Annotated in this window: 14 protein-coding genes; 9 read left to right on the top strand and 5 right to left on the bottom strand. The window is 48.4% G+C overall.

From position 1 onward, the window contains the following. The first annotated feature begins 12 nt into the window (after positions 1–12). Positions 13–624, top strand: coding sequence for a TVP38/TMEM64 family protein (locus AC3WQ3_RS04420; protein WP_492471543.1), 612 nt, complete (start codon positions 13–15; stop codon positions 622–624). A gap of 128 nt (positions 625–752) precedes the next feature. Continuing rightward, the gene (gene msrA / locus AC3WQ3_RS04415) at positions 753–1,715 is read left to right on the top strand and encodes a peptide-methionine (S)-S-oxide reductase MsrA (RefSeq protein WP_095359314.1); all 963 of its coding nucleotides are present in this window, start codon (positions 753–755) and stop codon (positions 1,713–1,715) included. 291 nt (positions 1,716–2,006) lie between these two features. Here msrA and AC3WQ3_RS04410 read toward each other — a convergent pair whose 3' ends face one another. Continuing rightward, positions 2,007–2,807, bottom strand: coding sequence for a lipid II flippase family protein (locus tag AC3WQ3_RS04410; protein ID WP_492471542.1), 801 nt, complete (start codon positions 2,805–2,807; stop codon positions 2,007–2,009). A 204-nt stretch (positions 2,808–3,011) separates the two neighbouring features. Here AC3WQ3_RS04410 and AC3WQ3_RS04405 point away from each other — a divergent pair, with 204 nt between their 5' ends. Next, positions 3,012–3,464, top strand: coding sequence for a DUF2188 domain-containing protein (locus tag AC3WQ3_RS04405; RefSeq protein WP_492471541.1), 453 nt, complete (start codon positions 3,012–3,014; stop codon positions 3,462–3,464). Between the two features lie 125 nt (positions 3,465–3,589). On the opposite strand, the gene AC3WQ3_RS04400 is transcribed toward AC3WQ3_RS04405, so the two are convergent. Continuing rightward, positions 3,590–4,312, bottom strand: coding sequence for a YitT family protein (locus AC3WQ3_RS04400; protein ID WP_492471540.1), 723 nt, complete (start codon positions 4,310–4,312; stop codon positions 3,590–3,592). A gap of 903 nt (positions 4,313–5,215) precedes the next feature. On the opposite strand from AC3WQ3_RS04400, the gene AC3WQ3_RS04395 reads away from it, so the two are divergent. Both AC3WQ3_RS04395 and AC3WQ3_RS04390 read left to right on the top strand, forming a co-directional pair. Next, on the top strand, positions 5,216–6,253 hold the full coding sequence (locus AC3WQ3_RS04395; protein WP_095290334.1) for a nucleotide-binding protein: 1,038 nt from the start codon (positions 5,216–5,218) through the stop codon (positions 6,251–6,253). Further along, positions 6,250–6,483, top strand: coding sequence for a hypothetical protein (locus AC3WQ3_RS04390; RefSeq protein WP_095290332.1), 234 nt, complete (start codon positions 6,250–6,252; stop codon positions 6,481–6,483). The genes AC3WQ3_RS04395 and AC3WQ3_RS04390 overlap by 4 nt, the downstream gene beginning before the upstream one ends. Positions 6,484–6,494: 11 nt before the next feature. Here the strand turns inward: AC3WQ3_RS04390 and AC3WQ3_RS04385 are convergent, their stop codons facing one another. Further along, positions 6,495–6,650, bottom strand: a complete 156-nt coding sequence (locus tag AC3WQ3_RS04385) for a hypothetical protein (RefSeq protein WP_492471539.1) — start codon at positions 6,648–6,650, stop codon at positions 6,495–6,497. Positions 6,651–6,886: 236 nt separating this feature from the next. On the opposite strand from AC3WQ3_RS04385, the gene AC3WQ3_RS04380 reads away from it, so the two are divergent. Both AC3WQ3_RS04380 and cysK read left to right on the top strand, forming a co-directional pair. Continuing rightward, on the top strand, positions 6,887–7,273 hold the full coding sequence (locus tag AC3WQ3_RS04380) for a YhjD family protein (RefSeq protein WP_492471538.1): 387 nt from the start codon (positions 6,887–6,889) through the stop codon (positions 7,271–7,273). Between the two features lie 201 nt (positions 7,274–7,474). Next, positions 7,475–8,428, top strand: a complete 954-nt coding sequence (cysK, locus tag AC3WQ3_RS04375; protein WP_492471537.1) for a cysteine synthase A — start codon at positions 7,475–7,477, stop codon at positions 8,426–8,428. Between the two features lie 254 nt (positions 8,429–8,682). Here cysK and AC3WQ3_RS04370 read toward each other — a convergent pair whose 3' ends face one another. Then, positions 8,683–10,665: an ATP-dependent DNA helicase gene (locus AC3WQ3_RS04370; RefSeq protein WP_336780665.1), complete on the bottom strand. Its 1,983-nt coding sequence runs from the start codon at positions 10,663–10,665 to the stop codon at positions 8,683–8,685. 172 nt (positions 10,666–10,837) lie between these two features. Between AC3WQ3_RS04370 and AC3WQ3_RS04365 the strand changes: the two genes are divergently transcribed. Both AC3WQ3_RS04365 and AC3WQ3_RS04360 read left to right on the top strand, forming a co-directional pair. After that, positions 10,838–12,430 (top strand): catalase, encoded by a 1,593-nt coding sequence (locus tag AC3WQ3_RS04365; RefSeq protein ID WP_154895462.1) that lies wholly within the window; start codon positions 10,838–10,840, stop codon positions 12,428–12,430. 481 nt (positions 12,431–12,911) lie between these two features. Beyond that, positions 12,912–14,276 carry a right-handed parallel beta-helix repeat-containing protein gene (locus AC3WQ3_RS04360; protein ID WP_492471536.1) on the top strand — a complete coding sequence of 455 codons (1,365 nt, stop codon included), beginning with the start codon at positions 12,912–12,914 and terminating at the stop codon, positions 14,274–14,276. Between the two features lie 168 nt (positions 14,277–14,444). Here AC3WQ3_RS04360 and yaaA read toward each other — a convergent pair whose 3' ends face one another. Continuing rightward, positions 14,445–15,197, bottom strand: coding sequence for a peroxide stress protein YaaA (yaaA, locus tag AC3WQ3_RS04355; RefSeq protein ID WP_492471535.1), 753 nt, complete (start codon positions 15,195–15,197; stop codon positions 14,445–14,447). Positions 15,198–15,420 lie beyond the last annotated feature (223 nt).

Genomic DNA, 15,420 nt, shown 5'->3' with positions numbered 1-15,420 from the left:
GCGTTTGGGGATTTGCGGAAATGGTTATGGCTCCTCTTGTATGTTTTGCTCGCCGGAGTCACGTTTATTTACAGATATGAACTGCTGGCATGGACTGATCAGAATCAGTCCATCCCTCTTCTAATTATCATAGCAATGCTTTTTGCATTGGTACCTGTGATTCCCTACAAGTTTGTAATCGCAGCTTTGGGGTACAGTTACGGCACCACAACAGCAGCTTGGGTATGCTGGGTGGGGACCACCCTCGCAGCACTGCTCGTTTATGCGGGAGCGAGATATGCTTTTCGTCATCAGGCCAGAGCTTACCTGGATCGCATCCGTGGATTGAGTCGTTTTACCACCTGGATGGAGGCGCATCCCTTTATGGGCATTATGATGCTTCGCCTGCTTCCCGTTGTGCCTCAAACTGCGGTCAATATCTATGCCGGCATTACCTACACCCCTTTTTGGGTGTTCATGGTGGCTACGGCCATCGGGAAAATGCCTGCCATTTTAATTTTTGCCTATGCGGGCGCGCAAGCCGAAACTTCCATCTGGGGGAGTCTGCTCATTTTTGTGGGATACTTTGCCATTATGGGCCTCGTCTTGCTGCTGTTTCGTGTTCGCTCGCGAAAAAAGACCTGATGATTATTCATCAACATGACTAATGAGCTTCATCGTCCCTGTCCGGCTTGGTTGGCTTGCCAATTCAGGATATAATAGAAGTGTAAGCCAAATTCATTGATCTTCATCAGAAATGGAGTGACTATAGCATGGAACAACATTCAAGCGAAAAAGCAACATTTGCAGGCGGATGCTTCTGGTGTATGGTATCCCCCTTTGAGGAACTGCCCGGAATCCACAAGATCGTATCGGGTTATACAGGAGGACATACCGAGAATCCCACATATGAGGAAGTCTGTTCGGAGACGACAGGACACGTAGAGGCCGTTCAAATTACGTTCGACCCTTCCATCTTCCCTTATGAGAAGCTCGTCGAGTTATTCTGGCAGCAGATCGATCCGACAGATACGGGTGGACAATTCCATGACCGCGGATCTTCATACCAGACGGCCATCTTCTACCACAGCGAAGAACAGCGTCAGATTGCAGAAGCCTCCAAGGCGGCTCTGGAGCAGAGCGGACGGTTTGATAAGCCGATCTTCACACCCATTTTGCCTGCCAAACCATTCTATGAGGCGGAAGAACATCATCAGGACTATCACCACAAAAATCCGGCTCACTATAAACGGTATCGCAAAGGCTCCGGACGTGAAGACTTTATCGAGCGCAACTGGTCCGGCAATGTGGATAAAAGCAATCTGAAAGAGCGTCTGACTCCACTTCAATACGAAGTGACCCAGAATAATGCAACGGAACCTGCGTTCCACAACGAGTTCTGGGATCACCACGGTGACGGAATCTATGTTGATATCGTTTCTGGCGAGCCTCTCTTCAGCTCAACGGACAAGTACGATTCCGGCTGCGGCTGGCCAAGTTTCACGCGTCCATTGCGTGATTACAACGTGAAGGAAAAAACAGATCTCAGCCATTTCATGATTCGTACCGAAGTCAGAAGCCGTGAAGGAGATTCTCATCTGGGTCACCTGTTTAACGACGGTCCTGTCGAAGCCGGTGGTATGCGGTACTGCATTAACTCCGCCGCTCTTCGCTTTGTACCGAAGGAAGACTTGCAAAAAGAGGGATACGGCGAGTATGCAGTCCTCTTCAAATAAATTAAATACGACTGCCTGACCGTAGAACCAATACACGGTCCAAAAAAGCAGGAGCAGCGGGTTATCACCGGTGCTCCTGCTTTTTTCATGTTCCTATTTGAATCAGATAAGACATGTAAAGAGTTCCAATCGGTCCATGAAAAGCCAAGCCTCCTGCTATTATCGTTGCTCGGACTTTCCATGGTTACGCTGCCTTTTATCGAATGGGTTCACATCCGCAAATACAGGACAACAGAGGATTAACGTATCTGCGCAACGTCCCTCCCCTGATGCCCTGTTCCATTTACTTCTTCACATCCAGCTGACGACCCAGCCGATCCAGTAGGCAAATGGAATGAGCAGCAGCTGAGCCACAAGCGTGCCGAATAAACGAGATACCAGCATGCAGCCATAAATCTGATTCATTCGGTCCAAACGGATTTCGCCTCGCAGGGATTTGTCACTGAGCAGAGAAATTCGCGGATCGATCAGGATCGTTAGCAAAATGGTCGCCATTCCGTTGATCAGCCCTGTCGATTGAGACGCAGCCACTGCCTGCCCTGGATATAGATAAGCTGCGTACAAACTGGATAATACGCCCGTTGTGTAAATGGCTGTGACCGCTACATTAAGCGTCATTAGACGTCTTGGCATTCCATGCTGTACTAGCCGCTTAGCCATCTTCCAGGAAGGCGGTGTAATATAGTAGGCTGCGTTTCTGATCTTGGTCCCGTTCAGCAACCCGCGTACCATCACCGGAATGGACCCCGCTGCTTCAAAATGCACAACCATTCTGGACGCAAGCTTCACCATTGTTGGAAAACACAATATGGCGATTGCGGTTCCTGCTGTCGCCGCCCCCATCAGCCAGTGCAGCTGCACGGCAAAATGTGAGTTCCCTCCACTTGTTGCGGTATCCACCAGATTCCCTACCATCGGTCCCTGGGCCATATTCGATGTACGCGATACCAACAGCAGAATCCCGGACAAGGAAAGGGCCAGCGCAATTCTGCGGGTTCTTAGCCCGCCAAGACGAAGTGCATAAGACAGGCTGTCTGCAGCATGAATAAGCATGGTAAACAGCATCGGAATTGCCAGACTCAGACTGAACATATGATTGTACTCCTTTTATTTTCCTGTATTGGACTTTTTGTACATGTGACAGCATTATACCCCTCCAGCATGCAAAAGTATAGGAATGCCATCCCTGTATGACAGCTCATTCCCACTTCACAGCCTGTCCATTTTGTCGTTTATCCCTTCTCCCATAGGGTAATATACAACTAACCATGATTACTCTATAGGAGGGATTCAGGCATGCCTTGGAATAAGAATGATTATCCGGTATCCATGAAAAATCTGGAGCCACGTATCCGACATAAGGCGATTGAAATCGCCAATGCCCTGCTGGATGACGGGTATGAGGAAGGACGCGCAATAGCAATAGCCACTGCCAAAGCCGAAGAATGGGATGAGAACCATCCTGCAACGGGTTCAACGGATTCGAGCCGATCATCTGATGGTAGCGGTTCTGCTTCTAAACGTCGCCATTCAGAGCCCGTCTCCTCTTCCAAAAGCCATGACAATATTCACGTCGTACCCACGGACTCGGGCTGGGCCATTAAGGAAGAAGGCCAATCCCAATATGTATCCACGTTTGACACCAAATCGGAAGCGGTGAACGCCGCCAAAGAAATCAGCGACGAGCAGAACATTCGGGCCATTATTCATAACCAGGATGGACAAATCGCTTCTTCCATCAAACCCTGACAGGTTTGTGAATCGCCCTGATCTTGAATCCATATGAAGAGTAACTTCCCAGCTTAGAAAAGCATCAAAAAAAGTCCTTTTCACCGCCGCTCAGGCAGTCAAAAGGACTTTTTGGTTAATTTCATTTAATGTGTGACTCCTCTCGCCACCGAAGTCCGTGATGCAGGGGCAGTCACCGCCTTGGCTGCCGAAGGCATCGATACCTTCACAGCTGAGGTCGTAACAGGCCGGCGTACCGGAACACTGACCACGTACGTAATGACTTTGCTGGCAATCCACACGGCCAGAATGGTATATAAAGTTTCTTTTACCGGAAGAAAGAAAAGGGATAAGCCCAGTACAAACGCATCACTGACAAAGAAAACTGTTCCCAGCTTCCATCCCTTCCAGCGGCTAACGAGCACGGCGAGAATATCGTCTCCGCCTGTCGCCCCGCCGAATCGGAGCACGATCCCTGCCCCTACACCCGTCAATACGCCGGATAGGACTGCGGGAATCCACAGGTTTCCGTTGAATGACATCTGCAATGTGGAGTATCGTTCAAAGCCGTCATAGAACAGGGAGAATGCGCCGACGCCAATCAGCGCCTGAATCATGAACTTCCAGCCCTTGATGAACCAGGCCAGAATCATGACCGGGATGTCGAGTAACAGCATGCCAATGGCAGGCGATAAGCCCGTCGCGTATTTTCCGAGCAGGGCCAGACCGACAAATCCGCCCTCCGATAAATGATTCTGAAAATTAATGTGATAGTAGGCAAATGCCAAAATAAAAGTACCGAGCAGCATGATGGCGAGTTTTCCCGCCTCAGCCTTAATGTGTTGTTTGGTTAACGATGTTCTCTTCATTCAGGTTCCCTCGCAGTTTGTAGGTTGGTTTTTAGACCGACCGTACCCTGCAAAAGGCAAGCCTGGAAGAAATCATCGTATTTGTCCTTCGAATATTCATTCCAATCCCCTCTTTCGCAGAGTCAGCCGTTTTTTTGAATACGGTTGGTTTACTCTACAAGGGGCGCTAAGTGTATGAGAGATCGTAACGTTTCCAGATCGTCCTTGGGGAGATTGTCCTTCGGGAACTCATGGTATCCTGATCCTTTCTGTCTGTTTGTGGTTAGCTATTTCAATTAAACTGGCGTACATCACACGTTTGACTCATGAACTTTACACTTAACCACTTCGATTGCAGCTCCCTCTTCCGATCGCTGTTATCCCCGAAATTTTTTGATTCCCTTCTCCTAAGGGAAAAATTCGGTGATAAACGCGAGCGCTTCGCTTCTCCAGATGGGTTCTGCACTCTTCGTTCCGTGTAAATGACAATCTGATAAAAACATGTAATTTCTCTATCCAGTTTAAACTTCTATAGCTAACTTGCTTGTTCTTCTATTATATAACACCGACGTAGACGGGTCTAAACAGCAGACCCTTCAAAAATGCGCATAAAGCATGCTCTGGGCGGCTCCAGCAGGCAAACAGCCACACCAGGACAATCAATGCTTACTAATGGTGCAACCTGCTCCTTCATTCTATGACCAATGATTGCGAATATAACTGTCCAGTCACCCAACTGTGACAATTTGGGGCCTTTTTTTATTTTTGTGCGAATTTTGAAGGAATCATTGGGAGCTTTCACATACACTATAGCAAACGAAATCGGCTTATTCTTGACCTGCGTGGACGTTTTCCAGACTTACTCTGCTTTTTATGGTATAATATAACAATTGAATCCCACTACCGTTTAAGCGAGGCGGATTGATGAAAACGTTGAAGCCAAGAGTCTTTATTGGCTGCTCGCTGGAAGCGAAGCCGATTGCAGCCGCAGTACACGAAAATTTGCGTTTCTCAGCCGAAGTTACTCCTTGGTACTCCGGTGTTTTCAATCCAAGCAGCTATACGATGGACGATCTGGAAACAGAGGTGCGCACGACGGACTTTGCCATTTTTATTTTTCATCCGGATGATATATCCAAAATTCGCGGGAAGTACTATGCATCTGTCCGGGATAATACAATGCTGGAAATGGGTTTGTTTATGGGCCGTTTGGGACGAAAGCGTATTTTTTTCATTCTTCCGGAGGATATTACAGACATCAAGGATGCTGCAAAAATTGAGGGATTACGTATGCCTACCGATCTGCTTGGTTTGAATCCACTGGTCTATGAGATTCGTTCTGATGGCAAGTGGGCGCCAGCCGTGTCGGTTGCATGCTCCAAAATCGCTGACAGTATAGAAGAACAAGGACGATGGGTAGACCCAGAATTGGAGAAAATCATCAATCAGCATAAAGTGACTGAAGGAGAAGCACGATTACAATTGCTAAAGCTTCTGAGGTTCTTCAGAGAGCTGCTGCGGGTTCGCAAAGCTGATGCCGTCATGCTCGACCGAATGAGTGATGCCCTCCGTACGGCATTTGTGTCCCATCCTCCATTCGCAGTACGTGGTACAGCCATATACCGTACAGATGACAGTGGTTATATCGAGCAATTATGTGGTAATGTAGGGGAACCGGGGAGAAAATATGAGTTGTCTGCCAATGACGACAAAGAGCCGGATGACCCCAAGCGCATCCTGGTCATTGATTCTTACCGTGAAAATAAAATCAAGATTAACCTGTATGACGATTACCTTGAGAAAGAATATCTGCTATGCTATCCTGTAGCCAAGAGGTATGTGATTACGGTTCATATTATTGGACATATAGAAGCGGATGAGGCGGTATTTCAACAGATTGACCTACAGAATCGTCAACTGTTTAACGCCATCAACGATTTGTTAGGAGGCGAACCGGAATGAAACCGGAAATGAAAAAAATAAGCAAGCGCTGGGGCAGCGAAAAGAAGGTACGCCTCAGCTCTGCGCCCGAATCATCACGACCGGTTCCGGAACCTAAGGAAGAAGATCGTTTCCACAAACCGGCCGTCCCGCTAATTACGATCGGCCCCTCGCTTAAGGGGAAGGAAAGACCTTATAAGGTCATCTTGGAAAAAGAAGCTTTGTACGAGAAACCTCAATATTTAGCTTAACTTTCTATGCATTATTCTCGATTCTGCCGCTGTAATCGGCAGTACGTCCAGGCCCCGCCGCCCAAGGCAGGGGCTTTTTTGTTGGCATTCTCCCGCAAGTAAACCAACCGGAACATCCTCTCCCCACTAAACTCGTAAAGCTTAAGAATCCAGTCCTGCAATTGCATTAGGCCATTTCTTACGCTCTTAGGTTTCCTGCAAAACCCAGAAATTATACCTAAAATTTGGAGTATGCTTGTCCTGTTCAATCATCCCCATAATGAACGTACATGGCCCTGCCGAAAGCCCAATCCCATTTTTTTCTTGTTGTATTCCGTATCACCGTTGCATATATTGATTATAATATAAGAACACATGTTCTGTAAATATATATGTTCGAATTCAAGGTTAAGGAAGTGAATGTATGTCATCCTCCCCTTCCGCCCCATCCCCTACGGATGAAGACCATCAATTGGTTAAAAGCCTTGTTGTGCGTACCCTGCTGCTGGATGTGCTTGAACGGGATATTCACACCCTGGATACACTACTGCTGAAAATGCCCGAGGTGTACGTCCTATCCCTGACCCGCATACAAAATCAGGTACTTCAAGAAATGCTGGCAGTTCGGCAGCAGATGCGGAAACGCGGTGTCAAAATTGTTGAGGAGAAACGTGAACAGGAAGGCATCGAAACACTCTACCTGTGCAGAGGATATTGGCAGCGGTTCTACATGCTCTGGACGTTCGCACGTAATGAAGTTAAGCAAGAACTCAGCCGACATCTGCATTTTGATCTGACGCAGCGCTTGTAGCTTGGACCAGAATACAGGTTGACCCGGAGTGGCTGGGTTCATTAAGATGGAATAGAACGTTATCGTTATCAACGATGAGACTATATTAGACGTGAAATGAATTCTTCCTAAAACAAAAAAGCCTGCCGTCTATAATAAGGCGAACAGACTCTATGATTAGAAATTCCCTCAGACGTCTCATTACTCAAGGAGTTGTACTTCATGAATTCAAATTCGGGTAACCAACCATCCACCAGATATACAGGCATTGCTGCAGATATCACCGAGTTGATCGGACAGACGCCGGCGGTAAAACTCAATAGGCTCACAGGCAGCGACTCTGCTGACGTATATGTGAAACTGGAATATTTCAATCCAAGCGGCAGTGTCAAGGACCGTGCCGCTTACAATCTGATCGTTCAGGCTGAACGGGCAGGGCTGCTGCTTCCCGGAGCAACCATCATCGAGCCGACCAGCGGCAACACCGGCATCGGTCTGGCCATGAATGCAGCCGCCAAAGGATATAAGGCCATTCTCGTCATGCCGGACAATATGTCCAAGGAGCGCATCAACATTCTGAAAGCCTATGGCGCAGATGTCGTACTCACTCCAGCGGCTGAACGTATGCCCGGAGCTATCCGCAAAGCCAAGGAGCTTCATGCTGACATTCCGGGAAGCTTCATTCCTCAGCAATTCGAGAATCAAGCCAATCCGGATATTCACCGGGTTACCACTGCTCCCGAGATTATGCAGCAGATGGAAGGCAAGCTGGATGCCTTCATTGCAACCGCGGGCACAGGCGGAACCATTACCGGAACCGGTGAAGAGCTGCGCAAGCAGCTGCCAGATATCCGGATCTATGCGGTGGAGCCCAAAGGTTCACCCGTGCTGTCCGGCGGCGATCCCGGTCCCCACAAGCTCGTCGGTACAAGTCCGGGGTTCATACCGGACATTCTGAATACCGACGTGTGGGACTCCATTATCCAGGTGTCCGATGAGGATGCACTGGATACCATGCGGCAGCTTGCTGCCCGAGAAGGGCTGCTGCTCGGCCCTTCATCTGGTGCTTCGGCCTGGGCCGCACTGCGCATTGCGCGGGAATTGGGACCAGGCCACCGAGTGCTCTGCATTGCGCCGGATACCGGAGAACGGTATTTGAGCATGGGTATTTTTTAACACAACATAATCTGTACTCCCAAAAAAGGCTGTCCCTTAAGTCATCATGTTGACCGAGGGCAGCCTATTCACGTTCACTTACTCCATGAACCGGATACACGCTTAGCTAGGAATAAGGGAAACTCCACTTCAGGCACCCTCAATATCATATCAAAATCAAAATAAGCTCCTGCTCACCTGCAGATGATTCATCCGCAGAGAACAAGAACTTATTTCAATAAGGAATCATTTTAAGAACATTTAACCTAAAGCAATCAGTGTGTCAACGTGGTCCATTCCACACCTTTGGGAAGCAGGGCCGCAATGCGGTCTTTGGCTTCCTTTTTGGTATACAGCGATTCATCGAGAATAACCGCAGAACCCGAGTCACTGCTTGTGCGAATCAAACGTCCCAGACCTTGCTTCACGCGCAGCAGCATGTATGGAAGATCAATCTCTTCGTAGGGTGCCGCCGATGCACTGCGTTTAGCATTAAATACAGGATCCTGCGGTGGATACGGAAGCGACCAGATCATGACATTGGATAATGAAGGCCCTGGAACGTCCAGTCCCTCCCACAGATTGACGGAGCACAGCACACTCTCCTCATCCTGCTGGAACGCTGCAATCAGATCACTGATCTCCCGGTCGCCTTCGTACATGAATCGCAGTCCCTGCGCTTCCGGGACATGAACGATGTCCTGTTTAAACGTTAGCAGCTCTTCCATGGTACGGAACAGAATAAGCGCACGACCGCCACTTTCCTGAAGCATCGACACAGCATCGCGCATCCGATTTTCGTTCTCCGGGTGACCTGGTACAGCTTGATCTGTAATCTTCATCTGCATTTTATCCGCATAGTCATATGGAGAAGCAACCGAGAATGATACAAAATCATCAATCCCCAGACTGTCTGCTACATAACGGAAGGAATTGTCCACAGACAAGGTTGCAGACGAGAATACAATGGGAATCCCGGTATTGAACACCCGCTCGTTCAGGATTTCTTTTACCGTGCGAGGCATGATGGACAGTGTCGTCTCGTCCTCATTCTCTTCAGCCCAGCAAATGTAGCCATCTTCCTTGCGGAACAGAGACAATGCTGTCTGGATCATATCCAGATGTTCTTCCACTACTCGCATTTGATACCCATCCAGAGAGAACAGTCCGCTCTCAAACACCAGTTCTTCACCGATGGCATCCAGCACACTGGTCAGACGTTCAATTTCACGCAGCAGCGGTGCTTCTACCCGAACTTCCTTCCGTTCCGATCCAGGGATAGCTACCGTGTAGGTATCCAGCAGCTTAAACAATCGTTCACTGCTCTCAATGGCTTCGTCCACACGTTCTGCAAGGGTTTCACGAATCTCCCCTTCCAAAAGCCGGGTTACAAGTTCCTCAAAGATGCGGTGTTTCAGTTTGTAGCTGAGTGCGTTCAGCGCTGCCTCTTCAAGCAGATGTCCTTCATCAAATACAACCGAGCTGTGATCAGGCAGCAGCGGCAGCTGTCCCTCGCGTTTGCGGGCCTCATAGGTCCACACATGCTCCATGTAATAATCATGGGAGCAGATGATGATGTCCTTGGAGCGGCGATAGTGGTCGCGTGATAACGTCAGGCCGCAGCGCTGTCTTTTTGGACAAACAAAACAATCCTGGAATGGGTCCCAGTTGATCTTGTTCCACTGGCGATCGTTCAAATGCGGATACTGTTTGCGGTCACCATAGGGATGGAAAGCCTGAAGCGTTCCAGGTGTATTCACGAAGTCCGGCAGGCTCTCATGCACTTCTTCAATGACAGGTGCATCCTCATCCGCGAATCTCACTGCACTTAATTTGTTCAAACAAACGTATTGATCTGGTGATTTACCGAGACGAGCGTCCACCTGAAGATCCAGATGTTCAGCCAGCTTCGCAATATCTCCGCCCGGCTTCACCAATTGTTCAATCAATGACTCATCGGCGCAGGCAATCACTGCCGGTTTGCCCGTATAACGTGCATAACAGACCGCATAGAGCAGGTAGACTAACGTCTTGCCTGTCCCTACACCAGCCTCAGCCATAATAGTCTTTTTATCTCCATAGGCCCGTTCGAGCTGGTACGCCATAAAAATCTGTTCATCCCGTACCTCGAAGCCGGACTCAGGCAAAATATCGTAAAAAACATCGGCTACCCACTCTCCCAATCGGGATACAAAGGGCTCTGCCGGGTCATATGCAAAAGGATAACGTTGTGTAGACAATCCTTGGTCAGCCTCCATTCTTATACAAGCGGTCCTCAACATTTCCCGTTCAAAAAAGTCCGCTGGGCAAAAGTTAATTATCTCATACCATGAGGTAAGTGACAAGCTTTTTTTTATTACAAGAAATGTATAGAACAAGGATGCAGGGAAAATATATATTCGAATCCATCAAAAGGAAAGGCGGTGCTCCATGAATAATCATTCTTCACACTCAGAGCATTCCCCAGACACGTCACCAGAGACTTTAACGGATCGTCAGGGCCATCCCATCACCGATAATCAGAATGTCCGAACCGTCGGCAGCCGGGGACCGACTACGCTGGAGAATTATCATTTTCTCGAAAAGATTACGCATTTTGACCGCGAGCGTATTCCTGAGCGGGTGGTACATGCACGCGGTGCTGGTGCTCATGGCATATTTGAAGCATACGGAACAGCGGGTGATGAGCCCGTATCCAAATATACACGTGCTCGTCTGTTTCAGGAGAAAGGCAAACAAACCCCTGTGTTTGTCCGTTTTTCCACGGTAATCCATGGGGGGCATTCACCAGAGACGCTCCGTGACCCGCGCGGCTTCGCTGTGAAATTTTATACCGAAGACGGCAACTGGGATCTGGTTGGCAACAACCTGAAAATCTTTTTCATTCGTGATCCGCTGAAATTCCCGGATATGGTACATGCCTTTAAACCGGACCCGTTGACCAATGCACAGGACATGGAGCGGTTTTTCGACTTCGTTTCGCTTAGTCCTGAAGCTACCCATATGATTACGTTCCTCTTCTCTCCATGGGGAATACCGGCCAATTATCGCCAAATGCAGGGATCGGGCGTCAATACATACAAATGGGTAAACCAAGAAGGCACAGGCGTGCTCATTAAATATCACTGGGAACCCCTCAAACAAGGGATACGGAACCTGCTGCAAAAAGACGCGAGCGAGATTCAGGGACAGAATTTCAACCATGCCACCCTGGATCTGTATCATGCGATTGAACAGGGCGATTACCCGGAGTGGGAGCTGTGCGTTCAGATCATGGAAGACGGCGAACATCCGGAGCTGGACTTCGATCCACTCGATCCGACCAAGCTGTGGCCGCCAGAGCAATTTCCATTTTTGCCTGTTGGAAAAATGACCTTGAACCGCAATCCTGAGGATTACTTTAACGAAGTGGAACAAGCTGCGTTTGGCACGGGTGTTCTCGTGGATGGGCTGGATTTCTCGGATGACAAATTGCTGCAAGGGCGCACCTTCTCCTACTCAGATACCCAACGTCACCGGGTTGGAGCGAACTATTTGCAGCTGCCTGTGAATGCTCCCAAAAATCGCGTAGCTACCAACCAAAGCGGTGGTCAGATGCAGTACAAAGTTGATCGCGCGCCAGGACAGAACCCGCATGTGAACTACGAGCCTTCTTCTCTGGGGGGTCTGTCCGAAGCGGCTCCACGCGGCAAGGAGCATGAACCCCTTATTGAAGGTCGTCTGGTTCGGGAGAAAATTCCGCGTCCTAACGACTTCGGTCAAGCCGGTGATACATACCGGGCGTTTGAAGATTGGGAGCGAGAGGAACTGGTCAGCAACCTGGTTGATGCACTCTCCAAATGTAAACCGGACATTCGTGAACGCATGATCTCACACTTCACTCAGGCCGATGCCGACTACGGTCGCCGTGTAGCTGAAGGACTGGCATCTGTGCCGACCGATGACAGTGCCACGGTTCAGCCGAAACATGAACCAAGCGCGGAAGAAGCATCCCGGCGCGGGCACGAAGCAGATCCGTATTAAAATTCGAAACAAGGACAGCTGTGACAGAAGAGCTTAGCAAGTAGTACCGTATCAAAAATTCATCTTGGATCTGACCACCATGCGGCAAGGGTCCCGATGGCATCTGCCTAATGCAGCTGTAATCGGGGCTTTTTTGAGTTATATCCATGGACAAACAATCTTCCAATTAAGTCTGTCTTTACCAAGTTTAATGAAGTCTAGGTTCATTTCGGTCGATCAACCTTGTTTTCATGCCATTTTGTCATCCAGTTGACCCCTTCCCCGCGTTCATTTCAGATGATTGCTCGTTAAATTAAGGCGATCTGCCAATGTAAGGATTATGCATCACCTTTTAAATAGCAGCACTTGAGACCTCGACGTCTGACATACCGGCTTGTATAGCTGACCCAATGAAATGATTATTGTTGATAACGCTTACACGTTTTACGATGAACCTGTGCCTTACCGAAATGCACTATTCCATAACCAAGGAGGTTTCACAATGAAATGGTTCCCTTCTGCTTCTAATTATCCATCTGTACGCTCTGAACGTTCGTTGAAATCAAAAATGGCCTGCCTCTGCCTGTGTGCTGCTTTTCCTGTATTGTTATTTGGCGGGGGATCCGCTGGAGCGTTGAAACTCATCGAGAATGGTGCACAAAATTCATCAGAACAGGCTGCCTCGACAACTACCGCTACAATTGCTGCTGGTGATTTATATGTCGCCCCTAACGGATCAGCAAGCAATCCGGGAACACTGGCAAGCCCAACCACACTCGCAAATGCACTGACTCAGATTGCTCCGGGCAAGACCATTTATCTGCGAGGTGGAACCTACAGCTTTTCGGAAACGGTTACCATTGAACGAGGCAACAGCGGGACATCGGGACAGCGCAAAAATCTGATTGCCTACGGATCGGAGAAGCCTATCTTCGATTTCTCGGCCCAAGCCTTTGCGTCCACGAATCGGGGCTTGCAAATGTTCGGGGACTACTGGTTGGTTAAAGGGCTTGAAGTAAAAGGGGCAGGCGATAACGGGATTTTCATCGGAGGCAGTTACAACCGTCTGGAGCAGATCGAGGCTCATCATAATCGGGATACGGGGATTCAGCTGGGACGATATGCTTCCACCGCCGCCAAGAGTGAATGGCCTGCTTACAATGAAGTCATTCGCTCCTACTCTCACGACAATTATGATCCTGATAACGGCGAGGATGCAGACGGTTTTGCCGCGAAATTGACCGTGGGCCCGGGCAACCTTTTCGATGGCTGCATTGCAGCCTACAATGTGGATGATGGATGGGATCTATACAGCAAAACGGATACGGGTGCTATCGGTGTGGTCACGATCCGTAACAGCATAGCATATGCCAACGGCGCAACATCAGATGGTACATCCACCTCCAACAGTGATGGCAACGGCTTCAAGCTGGGCGGCGAGAAAATTGCCGTGAATCATATTGTGGAAAACAGCATTGCCTTAAATAATAAAAAACATGGCTTCACATACAACAGTAATCCCGGTTCTATTCAGATGAAAAATAACACGTCCTGGAACAACGGCCAAAGCAATTTTGCCTTTGATGTAGGCACCCATCTTTTCACCAACAATCTGTCCTTCCAGGGCGGCGCCAGTGACAAAACAAGCGGTACGGACGTCAGCAGCACCAACGTCTGGTGGAAAAACAAAAAGAGCGTAAATGACAAAGGCCTGCTCGCGAGTGCAGACGACTTTGTCTCCCTTGTACCATCTGTAACTCGCAGCAGCGATGGGACGCCTGTACTGGGTAATTTCCTGAAGCTTGCTGCAGGCAGTGATCTGATTGGCTCGGGTACGCCAGCGGGTACGAATATTGGAGCAAGATAAGTGGTATGTAGTTTTGAGTTAGAGTAAATCATGTAAGTTGAGTGCACATGTGATCAAAATGAATCGGTTTATAGAAGAACCCCCTTCACGATGCCAGCCAAATTTGCCGGTGTTGGTGAAGGGGGTTTTTGAGTTGCTGTGGAGATCCGGTTGACCTATGAATTTTCGCTATTTCTCCTGTGGATATATAAATACATAATTATTCTCATCCGACTTCTCTTCGGAGAAAACAAAATCTAACCGATCAAAGTTTCTAATCTCCTTCACATCTGTAATCTTACGCTCTGCCATGTACCGTACCATCTCACCTCTGGCCATTTTCGCCCGGGTTGCCTTTTCAACCATCTTCCCATTGACCATTTGTCCAAATACACAATTGATAAATCGGGTTTCCTCGCTCAAAAAAGGAATGATGTTTTTGCTGTACTCCTTGGAAGCCAAATTTAGAATACAATTGCTTTCTGATTGAAGCTGATCTGCCAGCTTGCTGCCCCAAAAATGATATAGCGAGCTGAAACCCGGACCTTGCAGCTTGCCCTGCATCTCCAACCGATAAGGTGTAACCCCGTCCAGAGGCCGTAACATGCCATAAAAACCAGATAATATGCGCAAACGCTGCTCCAGATACGCCAGTTCTTCCTGCTGAAAAACACCCGCTGCCATATACTGATACTGAATGCCCTCATAGGCATAGATGGCTGGCGTAAGATTGGCTTTTACATTCATTTTTCGAATCCGTTCCATGTTCTGTTCAGCGATTGCATCATTACACTTCCATAACGCCTTGAGCTCGTCATAGGATAACTTTTGGAGCACACTCAACAGTTGTTCTGACTCGTTTATAAAACGCGGCATCTGCGCGCTGGTCATCAGATCGGTATCGATCTTCATCTTTTTGGCAGGTGATATGATAATTCTCATCGTGCTAATCCATCCTTAATCTACCGTTGTTTTTATCGTTATCCATTGTACAGGATTGGACAGGCGAATCCAATGGTGAAGCATATTTCCCTCTCTTGCCTTTGTAGAATAACTTGGAACAAACAGACTGTAGTCTAGGTTACATTTTGACATGAACAATCGATCGAACCCGCTTTGTCTGGCATAGGCCCTTGCTACTAGACCCAAGCAAGAACTTATCAAT

The organism is Paenibacillus sp. FW104-T2, from assembly GCF_058789975.1.
This window is presented reverse-complemented; position numbering and strand designations above follow the sequence as displayed.